The organism is uncultured Pseudoflavonifractor sp., from assembly GCA_904419835.1.
GTDB lineage: Bacteria > Bacillota > Clostridia > Oscillospirales > Oscillospiraceae > Pseudoflavonifractor.
The window spans coordinates 1-23649 of record CAJFTA010000048.1; the positions used below are offsets into that span (position 1 = coordinate 1).

The window sequence follows — 23649 nt, forward strand, 5'->3', positions numbered from 1 at the left end:
TGCGGAGCAAAGCGACTTTGATGGTGTCCACGGCATCATGGCCTATAACCGCACCTTACAGCAGCCGGGTAGAGCCCACCAGATCAAGCCAATGGAGGAATGGATCGTGTCGGTGGGCAAGCACCAGGGAGTCATTGAGGGGAAGACGTGGGTTAAGGTTCAGACGATTTTGGAGCGTAACAAATCCAAAAGCTACCGCAAGCCCCGCAGCAATGTGGCCCTGCTCTCCGGCCTGCTGATCTGCGGCAACTGCGGCGAGTATATGCGCCCTAAACTGTCCAAGCGGCGAAACGCAAAGGGGGAGTTCATTTATACCTACCTCTGCTCCATGAAGGAGCGCAGCCGGGGCCATGTCTGCAACATGAAAAACTGCAACGGCAATACATTGGACGCCGATGTCATAGAGCAGCTGAAACATTTGAGTGAAGACGGCTCCGATTTTATCCGTCAACTGGAACAGAGCAAGCGGGTGCTGCTGGGCAACCGTCAAAGCTATGACGAGGAGATCTCCAACTTGGAGTCCGAGATCGCCGCAAATGAGGAGGAGATCAAAGGCCTTGTCTCTGCCCTGGGAAAGTCCTCCGGCACTTCCGCTGAAAGTTACATCATGCAGCAGATCGATGAACTGCACGAAAAAGGGGAGGGCCTGAAGCGACATTTGGCGGAACTGAAAGAACTGACCTCCAGCCATGCCCTGGCGGACATTGAGTTTGACCTGTTGGCGCAGATGCTGTCCACATTCAAGGACACCGTTGACAAAATGACGGTGGAGCAGAAGCGGGCAGCCATCCGTACCTTTGTCAAGGAGATCATCTGGGATGGGACGGACGCCCATGTGGTGCTGTTTGGCTCGGAGTATGAATACGAGTTTCCCAAGACGCCGGCGGGCGTGGGGAAGCAAGTCGCAGGCAGTAAAACAGAGGAAAATCTTGCAGAAGCGGCAGAAGGGAGCCTTGCGGAGCCGTCAGGAGCAGGTAGCAAATGAAATTCTGATGCACTTCCGCAGCCGGAAAAAGCTCCAGGGGGAGGTGTCCCTGTCGGACACGCTGGAGGCGGACGGGGACGGGAGTTCCCTCTCCCTGATGGACGTCATCAGTGTGGACGACGACATGCTGGACAATCTGGATGCCCGGGAATCCTGCATCCGGGTGCGCCAGTGCGTGAAGGACTGCCTGAATGAGCGGGAGGCCATGATCATCGCCCTGCGCTACGGCCTGGGCGGCCAGAACCCGCTGACTCAGCGGGAAATTGCCGCCCGGTGCGGCATCTCCCGGTCCTATGTATCGCGCATTGAAAAAAAGGCGCTGCAAAAGCTGGAGCAGGCCATGGAGGCGGCGCCGAAAGGGAAGGATACGGCGAAAAACAGCTGAAGGAGCAAAAAAACGATAAGGTCCGCTCTGCACAGACGGAGCGGACCTTATCGGCACTTAAATCTGTTTTGCGGGTGGGCATCAGGCCGGGACCCGGCGGGAGAAGGGCTCAGTGCTGCGCCTCGGGCGCGGGGAGGGGAATCTCCGGCATCAGCTCGTCGCTGACAATGGCCAGCATCTCCTCCAGCTTGGCGCAGTCGGCAGGGGAGAAGCGCTCGGCGATGCGGCCCATCACCTTGTGCACATAGTTGTTGCTGATATTGTAGTAGTCAATATACTTCTGGGTGGGGCGCAGGTGGTACTCCCGCTTGTCGTGCTCGGACTGAAGCTTCTCCACATAGCCCTTTTTGATCAGGCTGTTGACCTTATAGGCGGCATTGGGGGGAGAGATCTTCATAAATGAGGCGAACTCGTTGATGGTGGGCAGGCGAAGGGCCTGAATGGCCTCCATACAGAAGGTCTCCACCGTGGTGAGACTGGCCTCCCGGCTCTGAAAACGATCGAAGATTTCGCGATAAAAATGCAGCTTGAATTTTGTATACACGTCCTGAAACCGCTGTTCCAGCATCATTTCCGCCTCCATCAGACAGAGCCCGGCCGCAGCCGGACAAAACTTCACTTCCGTGCCAGGAAAAATCGCGCTGGGGGGGCATCCAGACACTATGGTTACCTAAACGGGGCGGAAAGAGCAGCCTTACTTTCCGGCGTCGGCGATGGCGAAAATCAGCTCCGCCGTGGCGGCGATCTCGCCGTCCACCGTGGCGACGGCCTCGCCGAAGCCCACGGGGCCCTTCCGCTTGGTCAGGGTGCACTTGAGCTCCAGTACGTCCCCGGGCACCACCTGGCGCTTGAACCGGGCGTTCTTGATGCCGCCGAACAGAGCCAGCTTGCCCCGGTTCTCCGGCACGGACAGGAGGGCCACCGCCCCCACCTGGGCCAGCGCCTCAATGATGAGCACGCCGGGCATAATGTGCTTCTGGGGGAAATGGCCGCAGAAGAACTGCTCGTTGGCGGACACGCACTTGATGCCCTGAACCCACTTGCCCTCCTCGCCGTCGGTGATGCGGTCCACCAGGGCAAAGGGGTAGCGGTGGGGCAGGATTTCGGCGATCTGATTGGAATTGAGCTGCATTACGCTTCCTCCCATCTCTTCAGCAGGATGCTGGCGTTGTGGCCGCCGAAGCCCAGGGAGTTGGACATGGCGTACCGCAGGGAAGCCTTACGGCCCTCGTTGGGCACCACGTCCAGATCGCACTCCGGGTCGGGGACCTGGTAGTTGATTGTGGCGGGGACAAAGCCCTCCTTCAGGGACAGGGCGGTGAAAATGGCTTCCACAGCGCCTGCCGCGCCCAGCATGTGGCCGGTCATGGACTTGGTGGAGCTCATCATCAGCTCCCCGGCGTGGGCGCCGAACACAGTCTTGACGGCGGCGGTCTCGCCGCTGTCATTCAGGTGGGTGGAAGTGCCGTGAGCGTTGATGTAGTCCACCGCGCCGGGGGCTACGCCGCCGTCGGCCAGGGCGATGGCCATGGCGCGGGCGCCGCCCTCACCGCCGTCGGCGGGGGCGGTCATGTGGTAGGCGTCGCAGGTGGCGCCGTAGCCCACCACCTCGGCGTAGATCCTGGCGCCCCGGGCCACGGCGCGGGAATACTCCTCCAGCACCAGAATGCCCGCGCCCTCACCCATGACAAAGCCGCTGCGCTCCGCGTCGAAGGGGATGGAGGCCCGGGCCGGGTCGGTGGCGGTGGAGAGGGCCTTCATGGAGGTGAAGCCGCCGATGGCCAGGGGAGTGACGGCGGCCTCGGTGCCGCCGCAGATCATCACGTCGGCGTAGCCGTCCCGAATGTAGTGGAAGGCGTCGCCCACGGCGTTGGTGCCGCCGGCGCAGGCGGTGACGGGGCAGGTGCACATACCCTTGCAGTTGTGGGCGATGGCGATGAGACCGGCGGCCATGTTGGAGATGGCCATGGGGATATAGAAGGGGGAGACCCGGTCAAATCCCTTCTCCAGGCCCTTGGTGTGCTCGGACTCGTGGACGTCCAGGCCGCCGATGCCGCTGGAGACGATGACGCCCCGGCGGCAGGGATCGTCAGAGGCCAGGTCCAGGCCGCTGTCGGCCACGGCCTCCTTGGCGGCGGCCATGGCCAGCTGGGTGTACCGGGCCATCCGCTTGACCTCCTTCTTGTCCAGGACGGACGCGGGGTCCCAGTCCTTGACCTCGGCGGCCAGCTTGACCTTCTGGTTTTCGGTGTTATAGCGGGTGATAGGGGCCACGCCGCACTTGCCCGCGCGGACGGCGGCCCAGCTCTCGGGCGCGGTATGCCCGATGGGGGTGACGGCCCCCAGGCCGGTGATGACCACTCGGCGTTTTTCCATAATAACCTCCATTTTCAACACAGCGCTCAACGGCGGGTCACATGGACATGCCGCCCAGCCTGTCGAAAAAATCTTTTCGACAGGCTGTTGCACTTTTTCAAACTTTAAAAAAGTTCGAAAAAGTGGTTTGATTGCACGCGAAAGACAACCCTGACGGTTTTCTTTCACACTATCTTTTCCTCCGAAACCTTGCGCCTCAGGGTTTATCGAAAGCCTTGGGCGGCATGTCACATGGACATGCCGCCGTCCACTGCCAGCACCTGGCCGGTGATGTACCCGGCCTCGTCCGAGGCCAGGAAGGCCACGGCGCTGGCCACGTCCTCCGCCGCGCCCAGGCGGGCCATGGGGATGGAAGAGAGAATGGCCTCCTTGGCCTTGTCGGGGAGCACGGCGGTCATATCGGTGTCGATAAAGCCGGGGGCCACCGCGTTGACCGTGATGTTCCGCCCGGCCAGCTCCTTGGCCAGAGACTTGGTCATGCCGATGACGCCGGCCTTGCTGGCGGCGTAGTTCACCTGGCCCGCGTTGCCCCGCAGGCCCACCACGGAGCTCAGGGAGATGATGCGGCCGCGGCGCTGCTTCATCATGGGCCGGACGGCGGCCTTCATGCAGAGGAAGGCGCCCTTCAGGTTGGTGTCCACCACGGCGTCAAAGTCCTCCTCCTTGAGGAGCATGAGCAGGTTGTCCCGGGTGATGCCGGCGTTGTTGACCAGGATGTCAATGGCGCCGAACTTCTCCAGGGCGGCGTCGAACAGGGCCTTGACCGCGTCGGCGTCGGCCACGTTGCCCTGGACCGCCAGAGCCTGGACGCCCAGGGCCTGGCAGTCGGAGACGGTCTGGTCGGCGGCGGCGGTGTTGCCGGCAAAGGACAGGACGATATTGCAGCCCCGGCGGGCCAGCTCCAGGCATACGGCCCGGCCGATGCCACGGCTGCCGCCGGTGACGATGGCGGTTTTTCCGGTGAGGCTCATCAGGATTCTCCTTTCAGGGCCGCGGTGAGGGCGTCCAGGTCGGCGCAGGTCTCCACGGCGAAGGTGCGGATGGCGGGGCAGGTCTTGCGGACAAAGCCGGAGAGCACCTTGCCCGGGCCGATCTCCACGATGGTGTCCACCCCCAGGGCCTCCAAGCGGCGGATGGTGTCCTCCATGCGGACGGAGGACTGGACCTGCCGCTCCAGCAGGGCGGGGATGGTGTCGCCCTCGCCCATCTCACGGCCCAGGCAGTTGAAGAGCACGGGGAAGGCCATGGGGGCGAACTCCACCGAGCGGAACCGCTCGGCCAGGGCGTCCCCTGCGGGCTTGAGGAGGGAGGTGTGGAAGGGGCCGCTGACCTTCAGGGGCAGGGCCCGCTTGGCCCCCAGCTCCTTGGCCAGGGCGGCGGCCTTCTCCACGGCGGACTTCTCGCCGCCGATGACCAGCTGGCCGGGGCAGTTGTAGTTGGCGATCTCCACCACGCCCAGAGAAGTGGCCTGGTCGCAGGCGGACTGGAGGGTGGGCGCATCCAGGCCCAGCACGGCCATCATGGCGCAGTCCATGCCCTGGGCGGCCTGGGTCATGGCCTTGCCACGGAAGGCCACCAGGGACACCGCCTCAGCGGCGGAGAACACGCCGGCGGCGTGGAGGGCGGAGTACTCGCCCAGGCTCAGGCCGGCGGCGTAGTCGGGCTCAATGCCCCGCTCGTAGAGCAGGGCGGTGACGCCGGCGGCAAAGGCCACCATGGCGGGCTGGGTATAGGCGGTCTGGTTAAGGACGCCGGCGGCGTCGGTGAAGGAGACCTCCTTCAGGTCAAAGTCCACCCGCTCCGCCGCGCTGTCCAGCACGGAGCGGAAGGCGGCATGGGCCTCGTACAGGTCGGCGCCCATGCCGGGGTGCTGGCTGCCCTGTCCGGCGTACAGAAAGGCAAGGCTCACAGGTCGTTCACCATACCTTTCACGCAGGACTGGTAGTCGGCGTACAGCTCCTCCAGAATGGCCCGCACGGGGCGGATCTCGTGGAGCTGGCCGGCCACCTGGCCCGCCATCAGGCTGCCCATCTCGGTGTCGCCCTCAAAGACGGCCCGGCGCAGGGAGCCCAGGGTCAGCTTCTCACGCTCGGCCAGGGGGATGTTCTCCTTCTCCATGCGGATGTACTCCTTGGCCATCTTGTTCTTGAGCACCCGGACGGGCGCGCCGGTGGTGCGGCCGGTGACAATGGTGTCGGTGTCGCTGGCTTTGAGGAGGGCCTGCTTGTAGTTGGGGTGGATGGGGCACTCCTCGCTGACCAGCAGGCAGGTGCCGATCTGGACGCCGCAGGCGCCCAGAGCGTAGGCGGCGGCCAGCTGGCGGCCGCTGGCGATGCCGCCGGCGGCGATGACGGGCACGTCCACCGCGTCGGCCACCTGGGGCACCAGGGCCATGGTGGTCATCTCGCCCACGTGGCCGCCGCTCTCGGTGCCCTCGGCGATGACGGCGTCAATGCCGTACCGGGTGAGGCGCTTGGCCAGCACGGCGGCAGCCACCACGGGGATGACGATGATGCCCGCCTCTTTCCAGGCGGGGATATACTTGCCCGGGTTGCCGGCGCCGGTGGTGACCACCTTCACGCCCTCCTCAATGACCACCTTGGCCATCTCGTCCACGGCGGGGTTCATCAGCATCAGGTTGACGCCGAAGGGCTTGTCGGTGAGGGCCTTGCAGCGGCGGATGTTCTCCCGCAGGCTGTCGGCGTTCATGCCGCCGGAGCCGATGAGGCCCAGGGCGCCGGCGTTGGACACGGCGGCGGCAAATTCGCCGGTGGCGATGTTGGCCATGCCGCCCTGAATAAAGGGAAACTCCGTTCCCAGCAGCTCGTTGAGTTTCATAGAGACCTCCATGCGCCTGCCGGCGCGTTCAGATTTTTCAGTGTGCTTCCCCATCCAGCTCCAGGATGGCGCCGCCCCAGGTCAGGCCGCCGCCGAAGCCGGAGAGCAGGGCCCGCATGCCGGGCTTGAGGGCGCCCGAGGCGCACAGCTCATGGAGCAGCAGGGGGATGCTGGCGGCGGAGGTATTGCCGTACCTGGCGATGTTCTTGGGGCACTTCTCCGGGGGGAGGTGCAGGTTCTTCACCACCCGGTCAATGATGCGCTCATTGGCCTGGTGGAGCACAAACAGGTCGATGTCCTCGGCGGTCATGTGGGCCTGTTCCAGCACCTGGGTGATGCACTTGGGTACGGTTTCCACCGCGAATTTGAACACGGCGGTGCCCTCCATGTGGATATAGGGAGGCACGCCGGTGCCCGCGCCGGGGATGTGGAGGACCTTCTCGTCCCCCCGGGCCCCCACCACGGTGTGGAGCACGGGGCAGTCGGGCCCGGACCGGACCACGGCGGCCCCCGCGCCGTCGCCGAAGAGGATGCAGGTGGTGCGGTCGGTGAAGTCCACCAGGCGGGTGAAGGCCTCGCCGCCCACCACCAGGCCGTACTTCCTGGGGCAGGCGTCCAGCAGGCACTGGGCGGTGTGCAGCCCGTAGAGGAAGCCGGAGCAGGCCGCGTTCAGGTCCATGCACAGGCAGTCCTCGGGCAGGCCCAGCTCACGCTGGAGCAGGCAGGAGACGGAGGGGGTAATGAAATCGGGGGAGATGGTGGCCACCAGGCACACCCCCAGGTCGGCGGGGGAGATGCCCGCCCGATCCATGGCTTGGCGGGCGGCGTCCATGCAGAGGGAGAGCTGGGTCTCGTCGGTGCAGTAGCGCCGCTCCTTGATGCCGGTGCGGGTGGTGATCCACTCGTCGCTGGTCTCCACCATGGCGGCCATGTCGTCGTTGGTGACCACTTTGACCGGCGCGGCCGCGCCGGTGCCGCAGAGTTTAATACCGTTCATCCCCGATCCCTCCTTATGGCTTGATTTCCCATGGCCCGGAATTTCTTGTAGCGCTGCCGGGCCAGGGCGGAGCCGCTCAGTTTGAGCAGGGGGGCCAGACTCCGGCTGATGGCGCCGTCCACGGCGGTGAACACGGCGTCGGGGGCGGTATGGGCCCCGCCCTCAGGCTCGGGAATGATCTCGTCGATGACGCCCAGCTCCAGCAGGTCGGCGGCGGTGAGCTTCATCACGTCGCAGGCCTCGCTGCTGCGGGAGGCGTCTTTCCACAAAATGGCGGCAAAGCCCTCGGGGGAGAGGACGGAGTACACCGCGTTCTCCAGCATGAGCACGCTGTTGCCCACGCCCAGGGCCAGCGCGCCGCCGCTGCCGCCCTCGCCGGTGACCACCGAGACGACGGGCACCGTCAGGGCGGAGAGAATGGACAGGCATCGGGCGATGGCCTCGCCCTGGCCTCTGGCCTCGGCCTCCAGGCCGGGGTAGGCGCCGGGGGTGTCGATAAAGGTGATGACAGGGCGGCGGAACTTCTCCGCCTGCTCCATCAGCCGCTGGGCCTTCCGGTACCCCTCGGGGCTGGGCATGCCGAAGTTGAACTTCAGGTTCTCCTCCAGGGTGCGGCCCTTCCGGTGGCCGATGACGGTGACGCTCTGGCCGTGGTAGAGGGCCACGCCGCCCAGAATGCTGGGGTCCTCGCCGAAATGGCGGTCCCCCCGCAGCTCAAAGAAGTCGGTGAAAAGGGCGGAGATAAAGTCCGCCGTGCCCGGCCGCTGGGGGTTCCGGGCCAGGGCCACCCGCTGGACGGGGGTAAGGGTCTGATTCATCGGTCGCGGCCTCCCTTCGGGTCATGGAGCCGCAGCAGGCGGCTCAGCGTGGCGCGCAGCTCCTGGCGGGGCACAACCGCGTCCAGGAAGCCGTGGCTGAGCTGGTACTCCGCGCTCTGGAAGCCCTTGGGCACCGGCTGGCCGATGGTCTGCTCCACCACCCGGGGGCCGGCAAAGCCCACCAGGGCCTCGGGCTCGGCCAGCATATAGTCGCCCAGGCTGGCAAAGCTGGCGGTGACGCCGCCGGTGGTGGGGTGGGTAAAGACCGAGATGTACAGCCCGCCGGCGGCGGAGAAATGCTCCAGGGCGGCGGCGGTCTTGGCCATCTGCATCAGGGAGAGGATGCCCTCCTGCATCCGGGCCCCGCCGCTGGCGGAGAACAGGATGAGGGGCAGGCGGTTCTTCTCGGCGTACTCCACCAGGCGGGTGACCTTCTCGCCTACGGCGGCGCTCATGCTGCCCATGAAAAAGCGGCTGTCCAGCACGCCGACAGCCGTCCTGCGGCCCTCGATGCGGCCCGTGGCGGTGACCACGGCCTCGCTCAGGCCGGTGCGCCGCCCCGCGTCGGCCAGCTTCCCGGCGTAGCCGGGAAAGGCCAGGGGGTCGGCGGAGGCCAGACGCTCGTCCAGCTCCCGGAAGGTGCCCGGGTCCAGGATGAGGCTGAGCCGGTAGTAGGCGCTGACGGCGTGGTGATGGCCGCAGCGGGGGCAGACATAGAGGTTCTTGTGCAGCTCGCCCCTGGGCACCTCGGCCCCGCAGGCGGGGCAGGCCGGGGCGGGGGCGGAGCGGGGGCCGCCGCTGCGCAGGTTTTTGAGGGCCAGCAGCTTCTCGCGGCGGCGGGTAAATACGTTGCTCATTGCTTCTCCTCGCTTCCGCAGCGGCTCCAGGACAGGAGTGCTTTCAGCTCACGGTCCAGAAAGCCGGTGGTGCAGCTTCCCCGGACAAAGTCCGGGTGGTACAGAATCTGGTGGAGCAGTTCGGCGTTGGTGGCGTACCCCTCCACAATCAGCTCCTCCATGGCCCGGCGCATCCGGCGGATGGCCTCCAGCCGGGTGGGGGCGTGGACGATGATCTTGGCGGCCAGGGAGTCATAGAAGGGGGAGAGCTCGTAGCCGGTGTAGAGGGCGGAGTCCACCCGCACGCCGCAGCCGCCGGGGAGATGGAGAAACTCCGTCTTGCCCGGGCAGGGACGGAAGCCGTTGGCCGGGTCCTCGGCGTTGATGCGGCACTCAATGGCGTGGCCCTGGAGCTTCACATCCTCCTGGGTCAGGGACAGGGGCAGCCCCGCGGCGATGCGGATCTGCTCCCGCACCAGGTCGGTGCCGGTGACCATCTCGGTGATAGGGTGCTCCACCTGAATCCGGGTGTTCATCTCAATGAAGTAGAAGTGACCCTCGCCGTCCAGCACGAACTCGATGGTGCCGGCGTTCTCATAGCCTGCCGCCTTGGCAGCGGCCACGGCGGCGGCGCCCATCTGCTCCCGCAGCTCGGGGGTAAGAGCCTTGGAGGGGGCCTCCTCCAGCATCTTCTGGTTGCGGCGCTGGATGGAGCAGTCCCGGTCCCCCAGGTGGATCACGTTGCCGTGGCGGTCGGCCAGAATCTGGAACTCAATGTGCCGGGGGTCCAGAATCAGCTTCTCCAGGTACATCTCGCCGCTGCCGAAGCAGGCCACCGACTCGGCCCGGGCCTCCTCAAAGAGGGAGACAAAGCTCTCGGCGTCGTACACCCGGCGCATGCCCCGGCCGCCGCCGCCGGCGGAGGCCTTGATGAGCACCGGATAGCCGATGGCGTCGGCCACAGCCTTGGCGGACTGGGCGTCGGGCACCGGGCCGTCGGACCCGGGCACCACGGGCACGCCCGCCTTCTGCATCAGCGCCCGGGCGGAGGCCTTGTTGCCCATGGCCCGGATCACGTCCCCGGAGGGGCCGATGAAGGTGATGCCCTCCTCCTGGCAGGCGTCGGCAAAGGCGTCGTTCTCAGACAGGAAGCCGTAGCCCGGGTGGATGGCGTCGCAGCCCGAAGCCTTGGCCACGGTGAGAATGGCGTCCATGTTCAGATAGCTGTCGGCGGCCTTGGCCGGGCCGACGCAGTAGGCGCTGCCGGCAAACTGGACGTGGAGGGCGTCCGCGTCGGCCTGGGAGTAGACCGCCACGGTATCAATGTCCATTTCCCGGCAGGCCCGCAGGACCCGGAGGGCGATCTCCCCCCGGTTGGCAATCAAAACCCGCTTGAACATGGCTCAGACCGCCTTATAGCGCAGCAGGGGGGCGCCGAAGGAGACCAGGGCGCCGTCCTCCTGGAGCAGCGCCTCAATGACGCAGTCGCAGGGGGCGGTGACCTCGTTCATCATCTTCATGGCCTCCATCAGGCAGACCGTCTGGCCCTTCTTCACCTGGTCGCCCACGGAGACAAAGGGGGCGGCCCCGGGGGAGGGGGCGGCGTAGTAAGTACCCACCAGGGGGGCGGTGATGACGCTGCCCTCCTCCTCGACGGCGGCAGGCGCGGCGGAGACCGCGGGGGCCGCCGCCACGGGCGCGGCGGCGGGTACGGTCCCGGCCGCCTTGCTCAGCTCCAGGGAGAAGTCCTTGCAGGTGAACTTCATGCTGACGGCCGCGCTGCCCTCAAAGCGCGCCATCAGCTCAAACACGTCCTGATTGCTCATGGGCCGTGCCTCAGGCCTTGTGGGACTCGATGTAGGCCATCAGATCGCCCACGGTCTTCATGTTGGGCAGGTCGTCGTCCTCGATGGTCACGCCGGAGGCCTCCTCCAGAGCCATGGACAGCTCCACGGCGGCCAGAGAGTCGGCGCCCAGGTCCTCGGCCAGAGTGGCCTCCATGGTCACGTCCTCAGCATCACAGCTCAGGGTCTCAACAATGATATCGCGCATTTCTTCGAAAGTCATAACAACATACTCCTCATTATTTTATTCAATTATTTTAATTAAAAATTTTTAAGTAAAATAATTTAAGCGCTATTTTATCCACAAGACGGGGATCTGTCAAGTATTTTTTTACCAAAAAATAGGGCGCCTTGCTTCGGAGAACGGAGTGTGCTAGGATAGAGGACGTGAACCGGAAGCACAAAAAACGGAGCAAAACCCGGATACAACGGCATAAAGTGAGGAAAAAGCCATGACTTGTGGAAATTGCTATATCGTTGGCGCAGGTGAGCGGACAATCGCCCTGCCCGCGCCGGAGCAGGGGGATCTGCTCATCGCCGCCGACGGCGGTTACGCCTGGCTGAAGGAGCGGGGACTGAAGCCCGACCTGGTGGTGGGGGACTTTGACTCCATGGCCGAGCCTGACGGCGTGGCCCATCTGGTGCGCCTGCCCAAGGAGAAGGACGAGACCGACACCATGGCCGCCGTCCGGCTGGGCCGGGCGCGGGGCTACCGCCGGTTCCACATCTTCGGCGGCACCGGCGGCCGCTTTGACCACACCCTGGCCAACCTCCAGCTGCTGGCCTGGCTCTCCCGCCGGGGGGAGGAGGGGCGGCTGTACGGCCCGGACTGGACCGCCGCGGCCATCACCGGCGGGACCCTGGAATTCGGCCCGGAGCACCGGGGCATGATCTCGGTGTTTGCCCACTCGGATACCGTCCGGGGGGTGACGATTGAGGGGCTGAAGTACAGCCTCTCCGACGCGGAGCTGGACAACGGCTTCTCCCTGGGGGTGAGCAACGAATTTACCGGCGTTCCCGCCAGGGTGTCGGTGAAGGAGGGAACATTATTAATTGTATGGGAGAGCAGAGAAATGCTCCGCTGAAATACTTGACATATGTCAGAAACAGAGTATAATAACTGACATAAGTCAGAAACGGAGGGAGAACAGATGCCCAGGCCCCAGAAGTGCAGAAGGGTGTGCCAGCTGCCCGGCTGGGCGGGCTTTGCCCCGGTGGGGGAGCGGCCCGGCCCGGAGGAGCCGGTGGTGCTGACGGTGGACGAGTTCGAGGTCATCCGCCTGCTGGACCTGGAGGGGCTGACCCAGGAGGCCTGCGCGGCCCAGATGGAGATCGCCCGCACCACGGTCACCGGCATCTGCGACAGCGCCCGCCGCAAGCTGGCCGACGCTTTGGTGAACGGAAAGCGGCTGGTCATCGCCGGCGGAAATTACCGCCTGTGCGACGGGCCGGGCTGCTGCCACCGCCGGGGCGGCTGCCGGAGAAAACAGTGTTTTGGAGGAGAAGACAGATGAAAATTGCGGTAACCTATGAGAACGGACAGGTTTTTCAGCACTTCGGACACACGGAGCAGTTTAAGGTGTACAATGTGGAGAACGGCGCGGTGACCGCTTCCGCCGTGGAACCCACCAACGGCAGCGGCCACGGCGCACTGGCCGGGTTCCTGAAGGGGCTGGGGGTGGACACCCTGATCTGCGGCGGCATCGGCGGCGGCGCCATCGCCGCCCTGGGGGAGGCCGGCATCACCCTCTACGGCGGCGTGTCCGGCGACGCCGACGCCGCGGTGGAGGCCCTGCTGGCTGGCAATCTGGCCCGCAATGTAGAGCCAACCTGCCACCACCACGACCACGGCCACCATGAGTGCCACAGTCATGACCATGGCCATGGTCACACCTGCGGCGGCCACTGCGGCGGCTGAGCCCATCGGAAAACAGAGACAGCGGACCGTCTTCCGGCGGTCCGCTGTTTTTTCTGCCTGGGACGGCGAAAATTTTTCGTAGGGAAAAGATTCCCGGTGTACTTGTGCAAAAGACAAAAGGGAGCTATAATCTGCTGGTGCTGTTTTTTATGTGAGGAGGGAGCCTGTGGCAAAAACCATGGAGCCAATGACCAGCGGCTCGATTTGGAAACGGATGATCCTGTTTGCCCTGCCGCTGATGCTGGGGAATCTGTTCCAGCAGATGTACAATACCGTAGACTCGTTGATTGTGGGAAGATTTGTAGGCAGCAGCGCGCTGGCGGCGGTCAGCTCGTCGGGCAGCCTGATCGGCATGCTCATCGGCCTGCTGAGCGGCATCTCCTCCGGCGCGGGCGTCATCGTGGCCCGGCACTTCGGCGCCGGGGACAGGGAGGGGCTGCACCGCACCGTGCATACCATCGTGGCCTTCGGCCTGGCGGCGGGCGTGGTGATGACCGCTGTGGGCGTACTGCTCTCGCCCCAGATTCTGATGTGGATGGGCACGCCGGAGAGCGTGATGGCGGAGTCTGTGACGTACCTGCGGATCTATTTCTGCGGTTCCCTGGCCGTTATGATGTACAACGTTTTTGTGGGTATTTTGCAGGCGGTGGGGGACGGCAGGCACCCGCTGTACTACCTGATCGCCTCGTCCGTTGTCAACCTGGGGCTGGATCTGCTGTTCATCCAGGCCTTTGACGCCGGCGTGGGCGGCGCGGCGCTGGCCACGGTGATCTCCCAGGTGGTAAGCGCTCTGCTCTGCCTCATCCAGCTGATACGGACAAAGGAGGACTACCGGCTGGAGCTCAGGTCGATCCGGTTCGAGCGGGATATCCTGGGGCAGATTGTCCGGGTAGGCCTGCCCTCCGGCGTGCAGAACTCCATCATCGCCTTTGCCAATGTGATTGTCCAGTCCAATGTCAACGCCTTCGGAGAGATGGCCATGGCCGGCTACGGTGCCTATGCCAAGATTGAGGGCTTCGGCTTCCTGCCCATCAACAGCTTTACCCTGGCGCTGACCACCTTTGTGGGCCAGAATCTGGGAGCCACGCAGTATGAGCGGACAAAAAAGGGAGCCCGCTTCGGAATTCTGATGACCGTCACCCTGGCGGAGGCCATCGGTGTGCTGGTGTTTCTCTTCGCCCCACAGCTCATCGCCCTCTTTGACCCCACGCCGGAGGTGGTGGCGTTCGGTGTCGGGAAGGCCCGGACCGCCGCGCTGTTCTACTGCCTGCTGGCGTACGCCCACTCGGTGGCCGCCGTGCTGCGGGGCGCCGGAAAGGCCGTGATCCCCATGGCGATTATGATCGCCATCTGGTGCGGCGTGCGTGTGGCCTTCCTGTCCATCACCATTCCGCTGACCCACAGCATCCAGATGGTCTACTGGGTCTACCCCCTCACGTGGGGCATCAGCTGCGTGCTGTTCTTCCTGTACTACAAGAAGGCGGACTGGATGCACGCGCGGATGTGACCGGGCGCGGACAGAAACGAGGAAAAGACTGAGGGCTGGAGCGCTTCGCGCTCCAGCCCTCAGTACAGCGTGTCGAAAAACCTTGGTTGAGCAGAATCGGGCTGTGTCGGGGCGGGGGAGCGCGAGGGGGCAGCCGCCCGCCTCGCGTGGAATCGAATGCCCCGGAAAGTAACGGCATTTTTAATGGCTAGACGCCGTCCGAACCGGTCAGCCGGTCTCCGCACCAGGGGCAGAAGGAATAGCCGTCTGAGAGAATGCCAAGAAAATGGTGGCAAAAGGGGCAGCGGAGCTTGACCAGCCCCAGAACAATGCCGGCGGCGCAGATGACCAGCCCCAGATCAGACAGAGGCGTAAAGGTCCCGGCCCGGTATGCCGATATGCCGGCGACCAGGGCGCCGGTCAGAAAGACGCAGCCCACAATGAGATTCCAGCGCTTCAGCGCAGACTTGCCCATGGGAAATCCCTCCTTCGCTCATAAGTGGTAAGGACAGTTTAGCACGAAAATGTAACGGAGGCGGGAGGACGGCGTAAACTCCATGTAAACAGTTAGAAAAGCAGGGACGATTGAAGAAGCGGGGAGAAGATGGTATAATACACTCAGTGTACAAGGGGAAAATACGGTTTTTCGAGGCTGAAACCGCCTCCGGCTTGGCTGCCTGCGCTGCCGGGCGGGAGAAAATTTCATTCAGATGCAATAAAAGCCCGGCCTGTTCCGTTATTCCTATGAGAGGGGAAGAATGTATGCTGCTGTTTGGCCTGTCTGCACTTGAGCAGGAGCTCCTTCCGGCCAGGGCGCCCGCACTGGAGGACAGTCTGATTCTGCGCGTAGCCCAGGGAGATACGCAGGCGTTTTCCGAGCTGTACCTCCGCGCCCATAAGGCGGTGTACGGCTTTGCGCTGTCCATCGTAAAGAACCAGCACGATGCGGAGGACGTCATGCAGGACACCTTCCTGAAGGTGGACGCTGCCGCCGGAAGCTACCAGCCCAAGGGGAAGCCCATGGCATGGGTGCTCACCATTGCCCGGAACCTGGCGCTGGAGAAGCTGCGTGAGCGGCGGGATGTGCCGCTGGAGCAGGAGGAGGACTGGCACCTGTGGGCCAGCGTGGACCCCACCCGGGCCCAGGAGGACAAGCTGGCCCTGGAGGCCGCCATGAAGTGCCTGGGCAACGAGGAGCGGCAGGTGGTCACCCTCCACGCCCTGAGCGGCCTGAAGCACCGGGAGATCGCGGCCCTGCTGAACATGCCCCTGGCCACGGTGCTCTCCAAGTACCGCAGGGCGCTGATGAAGCTGAGAGATTATCTGGAGGAGCGTGAGGCGACATGAAGGAACAGGATGCGGAGGCCCGCCTGGCCCGCGCCATGGAGGACGCGGCCCCCGACCGTCTGGACGAGCTCCTGGAGGTACGGGAGGAGGCCCGGCGGCAGGAAAAGATTGTGGATATCAGCGCGCCTCCCAGAAAAAAGCGGCGGCGCTGGCAGAACTTTGCGGCGGCAGTGGCGGCGGCCCTGGTGCTGGTCATCGGCGGCGGCAGCTTTTTCGGCTGGCGGTACGCCAACGCCCCCGACTCCCTGGTGGATATCGACGTCAACCCCAGCGTGCAGCTGACGGTGAGCCGGAACGAAAAGGTGCTCAGCTGCGAGGCCCTGAACGCCGACGGAGCGGAAATCATAGACGGCATGGACCTGCGGGGCGCCCAGCTCAATGTGGCGGTCAACGCCCTCATCGGCTCTATGGTGCAGCACGGCTATATTGACGAGCTGAAAAACTCGGTCCTGATTACGGTGGCCAACGAGGATGCCGCCAGGGCCCAGGCCCTTCAGGAGCGCCTGATGGCGGATGTCAACGGCCTGCTGGCCGGAGAGTCGGTGGACGCCTCGGTGATGGCGCAGACCATCACCACCCGGGACCAGAGCCTGGCCGGCCAGGCGGAGGCCTACGGCATCTCCGAGGGCAAGGCGGCGCTGATCCAGCGGATTCTGGACACCGATCCCACGCTGACCTTTGAGGCCCTGGCGGGGCTGTCGGTCAACGACCTGAGCCTGCTGCTCCAGGCCAAGCAGGCGGACACCAGCGGCATGACCGTTACCGGCCAGGCCAGCGACAAGGCCTATATCGGCCTGGAGAAGGCCACGGAGATCGCCCTGGCCCAGCTCCCCGGCGCGGCGCTGCAGGAGATCGAGTTTGACTACGATGACGGCATGGTCTACGAGGCGGAGCTGTGGAAGGACGGCTACGAGTACAGCATCGAGATTGATGCCCTTACCGGAGCAGTGGTCAAATGGGAGTACGAGGAGGATGACCACTGGACCGGGACCCATCAGAGCGGTCCTGAGACCGGAGCCCAGTCCGGCGGCTCCGGAGCGGAGACCGCGCCCAGTTCCCAGCCTTCTCCCAGCCCCCAGCCCTCCCAGAGCCAGCAGCAGGCGGACTTTATCAGCGATCAGGAGGCCAAGGACCTGGTGCTGGCCCAGATTCCCGGCGCAACCATAAAAGAATTTCAGCGAAAGACGGACGACGGCCGGATGGTGTATGAGGGCGACGCGGTTCTGGATGGCCGGGAGTATGAGTTCCAGATTGACGCCTCCACCGGCGCCTTCCTGGAGTGGGACGCGGACGACGCGGATGACGGCTGGCAGGGAGGAAGCGGCGCCTCTGCCGGCCAGACGGCGCTGGATGAGGAGGGGGCCAGGGCTCTGGTTCTGGCCCGTATCCCCGGAGCGACCATTGTGGAGTTCGAGCGGGACAGCGACGACGGCCGGACGATCTACAAGGGCGAGGCAGTACTGGACGGCTGGGAGTATGACTTTGAAATTGACGCCGCTTCCGGCGAGTTCATCAAATGGGAGGCGGACAACCGCTGATATCCCGTTGAGAAAAAGAGAGGCAGACCGCTGTTATCGGCGGTCTGCCTCTTTTTTGCGCCTGTCTGTAAGGGTCAGCGGTGGAATACCTTCAAATCCGGCCCGCTGGTTCCCGGAATGATGGGCTTTGCCCGCTCCTTGCCGTGCTTCTCCTTCCCCTGAATCTCGGGGACGGGCGGCTGGTCATTGCGGGGCTGGGTGTGGGTCCGCTCCGGGCGGGACATTCCCTGTTTGGCCATAAAAGCACCTCCTCTGTGCCGCTCTAGTATTTGCCCGGCGGAAGGAAAACATGCTGCCCGCAGCGAAAGAACGCCTCTGACAGGAAAGATTGCGTCAGAAATGTTCCTGTGTGAAATAATGTTTCAGAACATGAAAGATTTTGTATCGAAATATTTTACAGAAATAATACGGAGACTTGATGGAGCGGTTCCACTCCTTCTGCTAACATGTGTCCTGTCAAATGCGCACCCGGAATATCCGGTGTAACTGAAGGAGTGGTAATTGACATGAGAGGGAAAGAAGCGAACCGCTGGGGCAGCAGATGTGCCGCCGCGGCGCTGGCCGGAGCCATGTTGCTGGGACTGCTACCTGGCGCGCAGGCTTCGGAAAATACACAGGACACCCAGACCCCCGGTCTGGGGCAGGTGTCCATGGACTGGAGCCGGGATATCTACAACGGCATCACGCTGGAGCACATCATCAGCGAGAATGAGAACGGCCTCCAGAAGAGCTACACCGTTACATACAACCCCGAGACCACGCAGGTGAAGCCGCTGCTCAGCTATGGCCCCTACGTGATGGGCGGCGACATCATGTCCGACCTGGTCTCCCAGGCGGAGGAGGACGGCTCCAAGGTGGTGTTCGCCATCAACGGCGACGCCTACGACACCAGCAACGGCGTCTCCAACGGCCTGATGATCAGAGACGGCATTCTGATTTCCACCTCCCACAACAACAGCGCCGAGGCGGTGGGCTTTACCGCCGAGGGCAAGGCCATCTACGGCCACACCAACCTGACCATCACCGCCACCCCCGAGGACGGCGAGGCCATCACGGTCAATCACGTCAACAAGGAGCGCAAGCTGAACACGGAGAATGTCTACCTCCTCACCGAGCAGTTTGCCTCCGCCACCAACTCCACCCAGCCCGGCGTGGAAGTGGTGCTGGACGTGACCACCCCCGGCTATGAGGGCCTGGTGGTGGGCGGCGAGATTACCGCCACCGTGGCCAGCGTCAACCAGGTAGAGGCCAATGTGGACAAGAACCAGACCCCGATTGGGGAGAACCAGATTGTCCTGAGCACCAACAGCGCCGGCAGCCGGTACGACGACCTGAGCGCCCTGACCGAGGGCGAGCAGGTGACGGTTTCCGTGGCCAACAACAACAGCGATGTGGACTGGAGCCAGGCCACCCAGGCCCTTGGCATCTTCCACGTCCTCATGTGGAACGGCCAGGTCAATGAGAGCGCATACAACGGGGATACCGATATCCACCCCCGCACGGTTATGGGTGTGAAGGAGGACGGCAGCCTGGTGTTCTTCCAGTGCGACGGCCGCCAGGCCGGCTGGGCCATGGGCATCAGCTTCCGGAATATCGTGGACTACATGAAGGCGCAGGGCTGCGTGTCCGTCTTCAACTTTGACGGCGGCGGCAGCTCCACCATCACCGCCACCCTGCCCGGCGATGAGCAGTCCACCATCCTCAACCGGCCCTCCGACGGCAGCGAGCGTGCCAACTGCAACGCCCTGCTCTTTGTGGCCCAGAGCGAGCCGGACCCCGATACCACCCTGCTCCATATTTACCCCGATATTGACGAGGGCTACGGCAACAAGGTCATGGTGCTGGAGAACGGCAAACTGGGCGTGAAGGTGGGCGCCACCGACGGCAATTACCACTACAAGGCCCTGGACAGCGCCCTGACCTACGCTGTCGACGGGGAGATTGGCGCGGTGTCCGAGGACGGCGTCTTTACCGCTGCCGCCGGTACCCATGAGGGCACCATCACCGTGTCCACAGAGGACGGCTCTGCCTCCGGCGTGCTGGAGGTCCAGGTGGTGGACTCCATCACCAAGCTCACCGCCGACCGCTCCATCCTCTCCGTGGCCCCCGGCGCCACCGCCAAGATGAGCTTCACCGCCGAGTACAACGGCACCCCCGTGGTGCTCACCAGCGAGGCCCTCACCTTTGAGCTCTCCGATGATTCGTTGGGCTCCATCGCCCCCGACGGCACCTTTACCGCCGCCGAGACCCAGGGCACCGGCGAACTGAAAATCTCCTACAAGGACTATACCCTCAATCTCCCCGTGGAGATCGGCAAGCTGCCCGTTCCCCTCAACGACTTCGAGGAGGACTTTGAGGAAGCCGGCTGGAAGTGGCGCTATTTCAACGGCGCGGACGGCGGTCTGGGCGACCGCGGCGGCGACGCCAAGATGTCCATCAACTACGATGAGCGCTATGTGAAGAGCGGAGACGGCTCCCTGCGGGTGGATTACGACTTTGCCACCAAGCCCCTGACCGGCACGGTCACCTGTGAGACCGGCCCTGTGGACGAGCTCTATCTGGAGGGCCAGCCCAAGGCCATCGGCTGCTGGGTCTACGGCGACGGCAACGGCGTCTGGCTGCGCATCCAGCTGGCACCCGCCGCCTACGCCGGCGACGTGTACGTGGACTGGGTGGGCTGGCGCTACGTGGAGAACGCCATCCCCGCCACCGCCTCCTTCCCCTACCGTCTGGTGTGGGGCGTCCGCGTCCTGGGCACCGCCAACGTGGCCAACGGCAAAAAGGGCACCATCTATGTGGACGGCCTGCGTGCGGTCTACGACTTCAAGAACGACGACACCCTGGCCCCTGAGCTGGTGCCCGGCACTGAGGTGACCCCTGCCGACGGCGCTGTGGACGTGTCCAACGAGCCCGACATCTCCATCACCGTCCGTGACCCCCAGGTGGAGGGCCAGCCCTACACCGGCATCAACACTGAGCGGACCAAGCTGTGGATCAACGGCAAGGTGATGGACCTCTCCGCCATCCAGCAGGAGGTGGCCGCTGACGGATCCGTGAAGATCACCTTCCACCCCGGCGCCCTCACCGCCCTCCGTCCCGGTCTGAACAAGGTGAAGTACCGTGTGGAGGACAACAGCGGCAACAAGTTCTTCCACGAGTGGTCCTTTACCGTGGAGGGCTACGCCGTCAACCTGGAGGAGACCGTGCCTGCCGGTGAGAAGGCCGCCGCGGGCAGCACTTTCCACTACATCGTCAACGCCACCGACTACCGCAACTTTGAGGAGTTCCAGTTTGACCTGAGCTTTGACCCCAAGTATGTCACCCTGGTGGATGCCGCCTATGACAGCCGCCTGACCGCTGATGTCAATGAGGTGGACGCGGAGGCAGGCACGGTCCGCTACACCCTCACCGGCATGGACAAGCTGGAGAAGGACGAGGAAAATCCCCTGGTGGATCTGACCTTCAAGGTGGGCAACAGCGCCGGCGGCCAGACCGGCATTAAGGTGAACAAGGCCTCCGTCCGCCAGACCGGCGAGGTGACGGGCACCGACCTGATTCTGGACGGCTACGACCGTGAGGTGGCCCTGAAGTACACCCTGTCCTGGAGCGGCTCCACCGTGGGCCGTGAGACCCAGCTGAAGCTGGTGGACGACCAGGGCACGCCCGTGTCCGGCATGAGCTTCCATGTGACCCAGAACGGTGAGCCTGTGGCGCTGGACGGCGTGACCGGCGAGGACGGCACCCTCAGCACCGGCCTGTTCGGCACCTATCCCGCGGGCACCGAGTTCCAGGTCTGGGTGGAGGACGCCGACGGCGCCCTGAGCAACACCCAGAAGATCACGGTCTACGACAGCCTGGGCACCGCCGACCCCGCCAAGGTGACCGTCACCACCGGCCAGGACCCCGCCACCTCCGTGGGCATCAGCTGGGAGACCAGCCTGGATGTGGAGAGCGGAGAACTGGTCATCGGCAAGACCGCCGACCTGACCGGCGAGGACACACGCACCATCTCCGCCCAGGGCAAGGACATTGAGACCATGGTCAGCGGCAACGTCCGGCTGTATCAGTCCTGGGGCGTCCGGGCCGACGGCCTGGAGCCCGACACCACTTATTACTATAAGGTGGGCTCCGGCGAGCATTACAGCGCCATCCAGTCCTTTACCACCGCCCCCGCCGACGGGGACATGACCATCGCCTTCTACGGCGATATCCAGGGCGCCTATGCTCAGTTCCCCCAGGCCATTGAGGCCCTGAAGGCTCTCTACCCCGATGTGGATCTGAACCTGCAGGCCGGCGACGTGTCCGACGACGGCCAGTCCTACAGCGACTGGAACGCGGCCTACGAGGGCTTCGGCAGCTATCTGAGCAACGGCATCTGGGCACCCACCATCGGCAACCACGATTCCAGCAACGACGCCCAGGCCTTTGCCTCCTACTTCTACGGCCCGGATAACGGCACCTATGACACCCCTCGCAACTACTGGTTCCAGATGGGCGACATCATCTTCTACAACCTGGACACCGAGGCCACCTATACCTATGATCCCGGCTTCAAGACCCAGATTGCCCACATGAAGGAGGTCTTTGCCGCCTCCGATGCCGAATACAAGGTGGTGCTGATGCACCGCTCCGCCTACCCCATGAGCTACGACGAGGCGGACGTGCGGGCGCTGCACACGGAGTTTGAGAAGATGGGCGTGTGCCTGGTGCTCTCCGGCCACGACCACATCTACAACCGCACTGAGATGTACCAGGGCGAGAAGGCGCCCGGCACCGGCATCCCCTACGTGGTGGGCGGCTGCTCCTCCGGCTCCAAGTACTACGACGCCGACAGCGAGGGCCGTCCCTGGCAGGACGTGGTGTACGACGACAACAACCCGGTCTTCTCCGTGCTCAAAATGAAGGACGGCGTGCTCACCTTCGAGGCCTACGCCATGGAGGAAGAGGGCACCCGCATGGTGGACTCCTTCACCGTCAAGAGCCGCCAGGCCGAGTCTGAGGACTCCGGCAGCACCGGCGTGGTGGTGCCCAGCGGTCCCGACGTGAATGAGCCTGTTACCTCCGGCAGCACCACCGCCGTGACGGTGGAGGTGAAGCCCGCTGTCTCCGGCGGCGTGGCCAAGACGGAGATCTCCGCCTCCACCATGGACAAGGCCGTGACCTCCGTCATTGAGGCCGCCCGCAAGGCGGGTACCACTCCCGTGGTGGAGCTGGCTCTGGACACCGGCAAGGCCGACAGCCTGTCCGTCACCCTGCCCGTGGATGAGCTGAAGACCCTGAGCGGCGAGCAGGGCAGCCTTGCCATCACCTCCGACGCGGCCGATGTGACCCTGGATGCCGCCGCTCTGGCGGCCATCGGGGAGCAGGCGGGCGGCAAGGTGACCCTGGCTGTGTCCGCCGTGGACAGCGATGACCTCACCGAGGCCCAAAAGGCCGCTGCGGGCGACGGCGTGGTGTACGACCTGTCTCTCACCAGCGGCGGCAAGGCGATTGCCGAAGTGAAGACCGGCAAGGCCACCATTACCCTCCCCTATGCGCTGAAAGAGGGCCAGGAGGCCGACGGCGTGGTGGTGTACTGCATGGACGACGAGGCCGGCCTGACCGCCTGCCAGACCAGCTGTGACGCTGCCGAGGGTACGGTTACCTTCACCGCCAGCCGTTTCGGCAAGTATGTGGTGGCCTACGACGCCGCTCTGGCCTGGACCAACCCCTACACCGATGTGGACGAGAACGACTGGTTCTATGAGGCCGTCCGGTATACCGGCGTCAACGGCCTGATGAACGGCACTTCCGCCACCACCTTCAGCCCTGCGCTCCAGGTGAGCCGTGCCATGCTCATGACCATGCTGGCCCGTATGGACGGAGCGGAGACCGACGGCGGCAGCACCTGGTATGAGAAGGGCATGGCCTGGGCGATGGCCGAGGGCGTGTCCGACGGCACCAATCCCGAGGGGAACATCACCCGGGAGCAGATTGCCGCCATGCTGTACCGCACCGCAGGCAGCCCGGCTGTAACCGGCAGCCTGACGGAGTTCCCCGACGGCGCCACTGTCTCCTCCTGGGCGGCGGACGCCATGACCTGGGCCGTGTCTCTGGGCCTGTTCCAGGGCGACAGCGCCGGACAGCTCAACCCCTCCGGCGAGGCCACCCGCATGGAGGTGGCGGTCATCCTCATGCGCTTCTGCCAGCAGCAGAACGCCTGAGATTCCAACCGGATAAGCGAAAAAAACCTCCCCCATCCGCCGAACAGACGGATGGGGGAGGTTTTTTGACAGGATTGA

The 23649-nt window shown here is 64.4% G+C and carries 23 protein-coding genes; 9 read left to right on the plus strand and 14 right to left on the minus strand.

Going from position 1 to position 23649, the window contains the following annotated elements; genetic code table 11:
• On the plus strand, positions 1–985 hold a 985-nt coding region (locus QZY67_RS08925; RefSeq protein WP_295369778.1), incomplete at its 5' end, for a recombinase zinc beta ribbon domain-containing protein.
• Positions 954–1370 carry a sigma-70 family RNA polymerase sigma factor gene (locus tag QZY67_RS08930; RefSeq protein ID WP_295369779.1) on the plus strand — a complete coding sequence of 139 codons (417 nt, stop codon included), beginning with the start codon at positions 954–956 and terminating at the stop codon, positions 1368–1370. The genes QZY67_RS08925 and QZY67_RS08930, both read left to right, overlap by 32 nt.
• 109 nt (positions 1371–1479) lie before the next feature.
• On the opposite strand, the gene QZY67_RS08935 is transcribed toward QZY67_RS08930, so the two are convergent.
• From QZY67_RS08935 to acpP, 12 genes are all read right to left on the minus strand, one after another.
• On the minus strand, positions 1480–1938 hold the full coding sequence (locus QZY67_RS08935) for a MarR family transcriptional regulator (RefSeq protein ID WP_294531988.1): 459 nt from the start codon (positions 1936–1938) through the stop codon (positions 1480–1482).
• Between the two features lie 126 nt (positions 1939–2064).
• Entirely contained in the window at positions 2065–2502 is a 438-nt protein-coding gene (fabZ, locus tag QZY67_RS08940; protein WP_295369780.1) for a 3-hydroxyacyl-ACP dehydratase FabZ, read from the minus strand.
• Positions 2502–3746 carry a beta-ketoacyl-ACP synthase II gene (fabF, locus tag QZY67_RS08945; protein WP_295369781.1) on the minus strand — a complete coding sequence of 415 codons (1245 nt, stop codon included), beginning with the start codon at positions 3744–3746 and terminating at the stop codon, positions 2502–2504. Before fabF ends, fabZ begins: the two co-directional genes overlap by 1 nt.
• Positions 3747–3973: 227 nt before the next feature.
• Positions 3974–4717: a 3-oxoacyl-[acyl-carrier-protein] reductase gene (fabG, locus tag QZY67_RS08950; protein WP_294531871.1), complete on the minus strand. Its 744-nt coding sequence runs from the start codon at positions 4715–4717 to the stop codon at positions 3974–3976.
• Positions 4717–5655, minus strand: coding sequence for an ACP S-malonyltransferase (fabD, locus tag QZY67_RS08955; RefSeq protein WP_295369782.1), 939 nt, complete (start codon positions 5653–5655; stop codon positions 4717–4719). The genes fabG and fabD overlap by 1 nt, the downstream gene beginning before the upstream one ends.
• Positions 5652–6584 carry a nitronate monooxygenase gene (locus tag QZY67_RS08960; RefSeq protein WP_294531876.1) on the minus strand — a complete coding sequence of 311 codons (933 nt, stop codon included), beginning with the start codon at positions 6582–6584 and terminating at the stop codon, positions 5652–5654. The genes fabD and QZY67_RS08960 overlap by 4 nt, the downstream gene beginning before the upstream one ends.
• 37 nt (positions 6585–6621) lie before the next feature.
• Positions 6622–7581: a beta-ketoacyl-ACP synthase III gene (locus QZY67_RS08965; RefSeq protein ID WP_294531878.1), complete on the minus strand. Its 960-nt coding sequence runs from the start codon at positions 7579–7581 to the stop codon at positions 6622–6624.
• A complete protein-coding gene (locus QZY67_RS08970) occupies positions 7578–8399 on the minus strand; it encodes an acetyl-CoA carboxylase carboxyltransferase subunit alpha (RefSeq protein ID WP_294531881.1) in 822 nt (273 codons plus the stop codon). The genes QZY67_RS08965 and QZY67_RS08970 overlap by 4 nt, the downstream gene beginning before the upstream one ends.
• Entirely contained in the window at positions 8396–9256 is an 861-nt protein-coding gene (gene accD / locus QZY67_RS08975; protein WP_295369783.1) for an acetyl-CoA carboxylase, carboxyltransferase subunit beta, read from the minus strand. Before accD ends, QZY67_RS08970 begins: the two co-directional genes overlap by 4 nt.
• Positions 9253–10635 (minus strand): acetyl-CoA carboxylase biotin carboxylase subunit, encoded by a 1383-nt coding sequence (gene accC, locus QZY67_RS08980; RefSeq protein ID WP_295369784.1) that lies wholly within the window; start codon positions 10633–10635, stop codon positions 9253–9255. Before accC ends, accD begins: the two co-directional genes overlap by 4 nt.
• Positions 10636–10638: 3 nt before the next feature.
• Positions 10639–11061, minus strand: coding sequence for a biotin/lipoyl-containing protein (locus tag QZY67_RS08985; protein WP_295369785.1), 423 nt, complete (start codon positions 11059–11061; stop codon positions 10639–10641).
• A gap of 10 nt (positions 11062–11071) precedes the next feature.
• Complete coding sequence (gene acpP / locus QZY67_RS08990; protein ID WP_294531891.1) at positions 11072–11302, minus strand: acyl carrier protein; 231 nt, start codon at positions 11300–11302, stop codon at positions 11072–11074.
• Between the two features lie 229 nt (positions 11303–11531).
• Between acpP and QZY67_RS08995 the strand changes: the two genes are divergently transcribed.
• From QZY67_RS08995 to QZY67_RS09010, 4 genes are all read left to right on the plus strand, one after another.
• On the plus strand, positions 11532–12164 hold the full coding sequence (locus QZY67_RS08995; protein ID WP_295369786.1) for a thiamine diphosphokinase: 633 nt from the start codon (positions 11532–11534) through the stop codon (positions 12162–12164).
• A 66-nt stretch (positions 12165–12230) separates the two neighbouring features.
• The gene (locus QZY67_RS09000) at positions 12231–12593 is read left to right on the plus strand and encodes a DUF134 domain-containing protein (protein ID WP_295369787.1); all 363 of its coding nucleotides are present in this window, start codon (positions 12231–12233) and stop codon (positions 12591–12593) included.
• The gene (locus QZY67_RS09005; protein ID WP_295369788.1) at positions 12590–12997 is read left to right on the plus strand and encodes a NifB/NifX family molybdenum-iron cluster-binding protein; all 408 of its coding nucleotides are present in this window, start codon (positions 12590–12592) and stop codon (positions 12995–12997) included. Before QZY67_RS09000 ends, QZY67_RS09005 begins: the two co-directional genes overlap by 4 nt.
• 166 nt (positions 12998–13163) lie before the next feature.
• Positions 13164–14504: an MATE family efflux transporter gene (locus QZY67_RS09010; RefSeq protein ID WP_366448962.1), complete on the plus strand. Its 1341-nt coding sequence runs from the start codon at positions 13164–13166 to the stop codon at positions 14502–14504.
• 187 nt (positions 14505–14691) lie between these two features.
• On the opposite strand, the gene QZY67_RS09015 is transcribed toward QZY67_RS09010, so the two are convergent.
• Complete coding sequence (locus tag QZY67_RS09015) at positions 14692–14958, minus strand: hypothetical protein (RefSeq protein WP_295369789.1); 267 nt, start codon at positions 14956–14958, stop codon at positions 14692–14694.
• Between the two features lie 287 nt (positions 14959–15245).
• Here QZY67_RS09015 and QZY67_RS09020 point away from each other — a divergent pair, with 287 nt between their 5' ends.
• Positions 15246–15830, plus strand: a complete 585-nt coding sequence (locus QZY67_RS09020) for an RNA polymerase sigma factor (RefSeq protein WP_295369790.1) — start codon at positions 15246–15248, stop codon at positions 15828–15830.
• Positions 15827–17368, plus strand: coding sequence for a PepSY domain-containing protein (locus QZY67_RS09025; protein WP_295369791.1), 1542 nt, complete (start codon positions 15827–15829; stop codon positions 17366–17368). The genes QZY67_RS09020 and QZY67_RS09025 overlap by 4 nt, the downstream gene beginning before the upstream one ends.
• A 74-nt stretch (positions 17369–17442) precedes the next feature.
• Here QZY67_RS09025 and QZY67_RS09030 read toward each other — a convergent pair whose 3' ends face one another.
• On the minus strand, positions 17443–17607 hold the full coding sequence (locus QZY67_RS09030; RefSeq protein WP_277216577.1) for a hypothetical protein: 165 nt from the start codon (positions 17605–17607) through the stop codon (positions 17443–17445).
• A gap of 267 nt (positions 17608–17874) precedes the next feature.
• Between QZY67_RS09030 and QZY67_RS09035 the strand changes: the two genes are divergently transcribed.
• The gene (locus tag QZY67_RS09035; RefSeq protein WP_295369792.1) at positions 17875–23571 is read left to right on the plus strand and encodes a phosphodiester glycosidase family protein; all 5697 of its coding nucleotides are present in this window, start codon (positions 17875–17877) and stop codon (positions 23569–23571) included.
• Positions 23572–23649 lie beyond the last annotated feature (78 nt).

What these genes read in the sequence shown, in the direction of transcription:
- QZY67_RS08935 (WP_294531988.1), bottom strand. Translation starts at nt 1,938, where the DNA reads ATGCTGGAACAGCGGTTTCAGGACGTGTATACAAAATTCAAGCTGCAT.
- fabZ (WP_295369780.1), bottom strand. Translation starts at nt 2,502, where the DNA reads ATGCAGCTCAATTCCAATCAGATCGCCGAAATCCTGCCCCACCGCTAC.
- fabF (WP_295369781.1), bottom strand. Translation starts at nt 3,746, where the DNA reads ATGGAAAAACGCCGAGTGGTCATCACCGGCCTGGGGGCCGTCACCCCC.
- fabG (WP_294531871.1), bottom strand. Translation starts at nt 4,717, where the DNA reads ATGAGCCTCACCGGAAAAACCGCCATCGTCACCGGCGGCAGCCGTGGC.
- QZY67_RS08960 (WP_294531876.1), bottom strand. Translation starts at nt 6,584, where the DNA reads ATGAAACTCAACGAGCTGCTGGGAACGGAGTTTCCCTTTATTCAGGGC.
- QZY67_RS08965 (WP_294531878.1), bottom strand. Translation starts at nt 7,581, where the DNA reads ATGAACGGTATTAAACTCTGCGGCACCGGCGCGGCCGCGCCGGTCAAA.
- QZY67_RS08970 (WP_294531881.1), bottom strand. Translation starts at nt 8,399, where the DNA reads ATGAATCAGACCCTTACCCCCGTCCAGCGGGTGGCCCTGGCCCGGAAC.
- accD (WP_295369783.1), bottom strand. Translation starts at nt 9,256, where the DNA reads ATGAGCAACGTATTTACCCGCCGCCGCGAGAAGCTGCTGGCCCTCAAA.
- accC (WP_295369784.1), bottom strand. Translation starts at nt 10,635, where the DNA reads ATGTTCAAGCGGGTTTTGATTGCCAACCGGGGGGAGATCGCCCTCCGG.
- QZY67_RS08985 (WP_295369785.1), bottom strand. Translation starts at nt 11,061, where the DNA reads ATGAGCAATCAGGACGTGTTTGAGCTGATGGCGCGCTTTGAGGGCAGC.
- acpP (WP_294531891.1), bottom strand. Translation starts at nt 11,302, where the DNA reads ATGACTTTCGAAGAAATGCGCGATATCATTGTTGAGACCCTGAGCTGT.
- QZY67_RS08995 (WP_295369786.1), top strand. Translation starts at nt 11,532, where the DNA reads ATGACTTGTGGAAATTGCTATATCGTTGGCGCAGGTGAGCGGACAATC.
- QZY67_RS09000 (WP_295369787.1), top strand. Translation starts at nt 12,231, where the DNA reads ATGCCCAGGCCCCAGAAGTGCAGAAGGGTGTGCCAGCTGCCCGGCTGG.
- QZY67_RS09005 (WP_295369788.1), top strand. Translation starts at nt 12,590, where the DNA reads ATGAAAATTGCGGTAACCTATGAGAACGGACAGGTTTTTCAGCACTTC.
- QZY67_RS09015 (WP_295369789.1), bottom strand. Translation starts at nt 14,958, where the DNA reads ATGGGCAAGTCTGCGCTGAAGCGCTGGAATCTCATTGTGGGCTGCGTC.
- QZY67_RS09020 (WP_295369790.1), top strand. Translation starts at nt 15,246, where the DNA reads ATGCTGCTGTTTGGCCTGTCTGCACTTGAGCAGGAGCTCCTTCCGGCC.
- QZY67_RS09025 (WP_295369791.1), top strand. Translation starts at nt 15,827, where the DNA reads ATGAAGGAACAGGATGCGGAGGCCCGCCTGGCCCGCGCCATGGAGGAC.
- QZY67_RS09030 (WP_277216577.1), bottom strand. Translation starts at nt 17,607, where the DNA reads ATGGCCAAACAGGGAATGTCCCGCCCGGAGCGGACCCACACCCAGCCC.
- QZY67_RS09035 (WP_295369792.1), top strand. Translation starts at nt 17,875, where the DNA reads ATGAGAGGGAAAGAAGCGAACCGCTGGGGCAGCAGATGTGCCGCCGCG.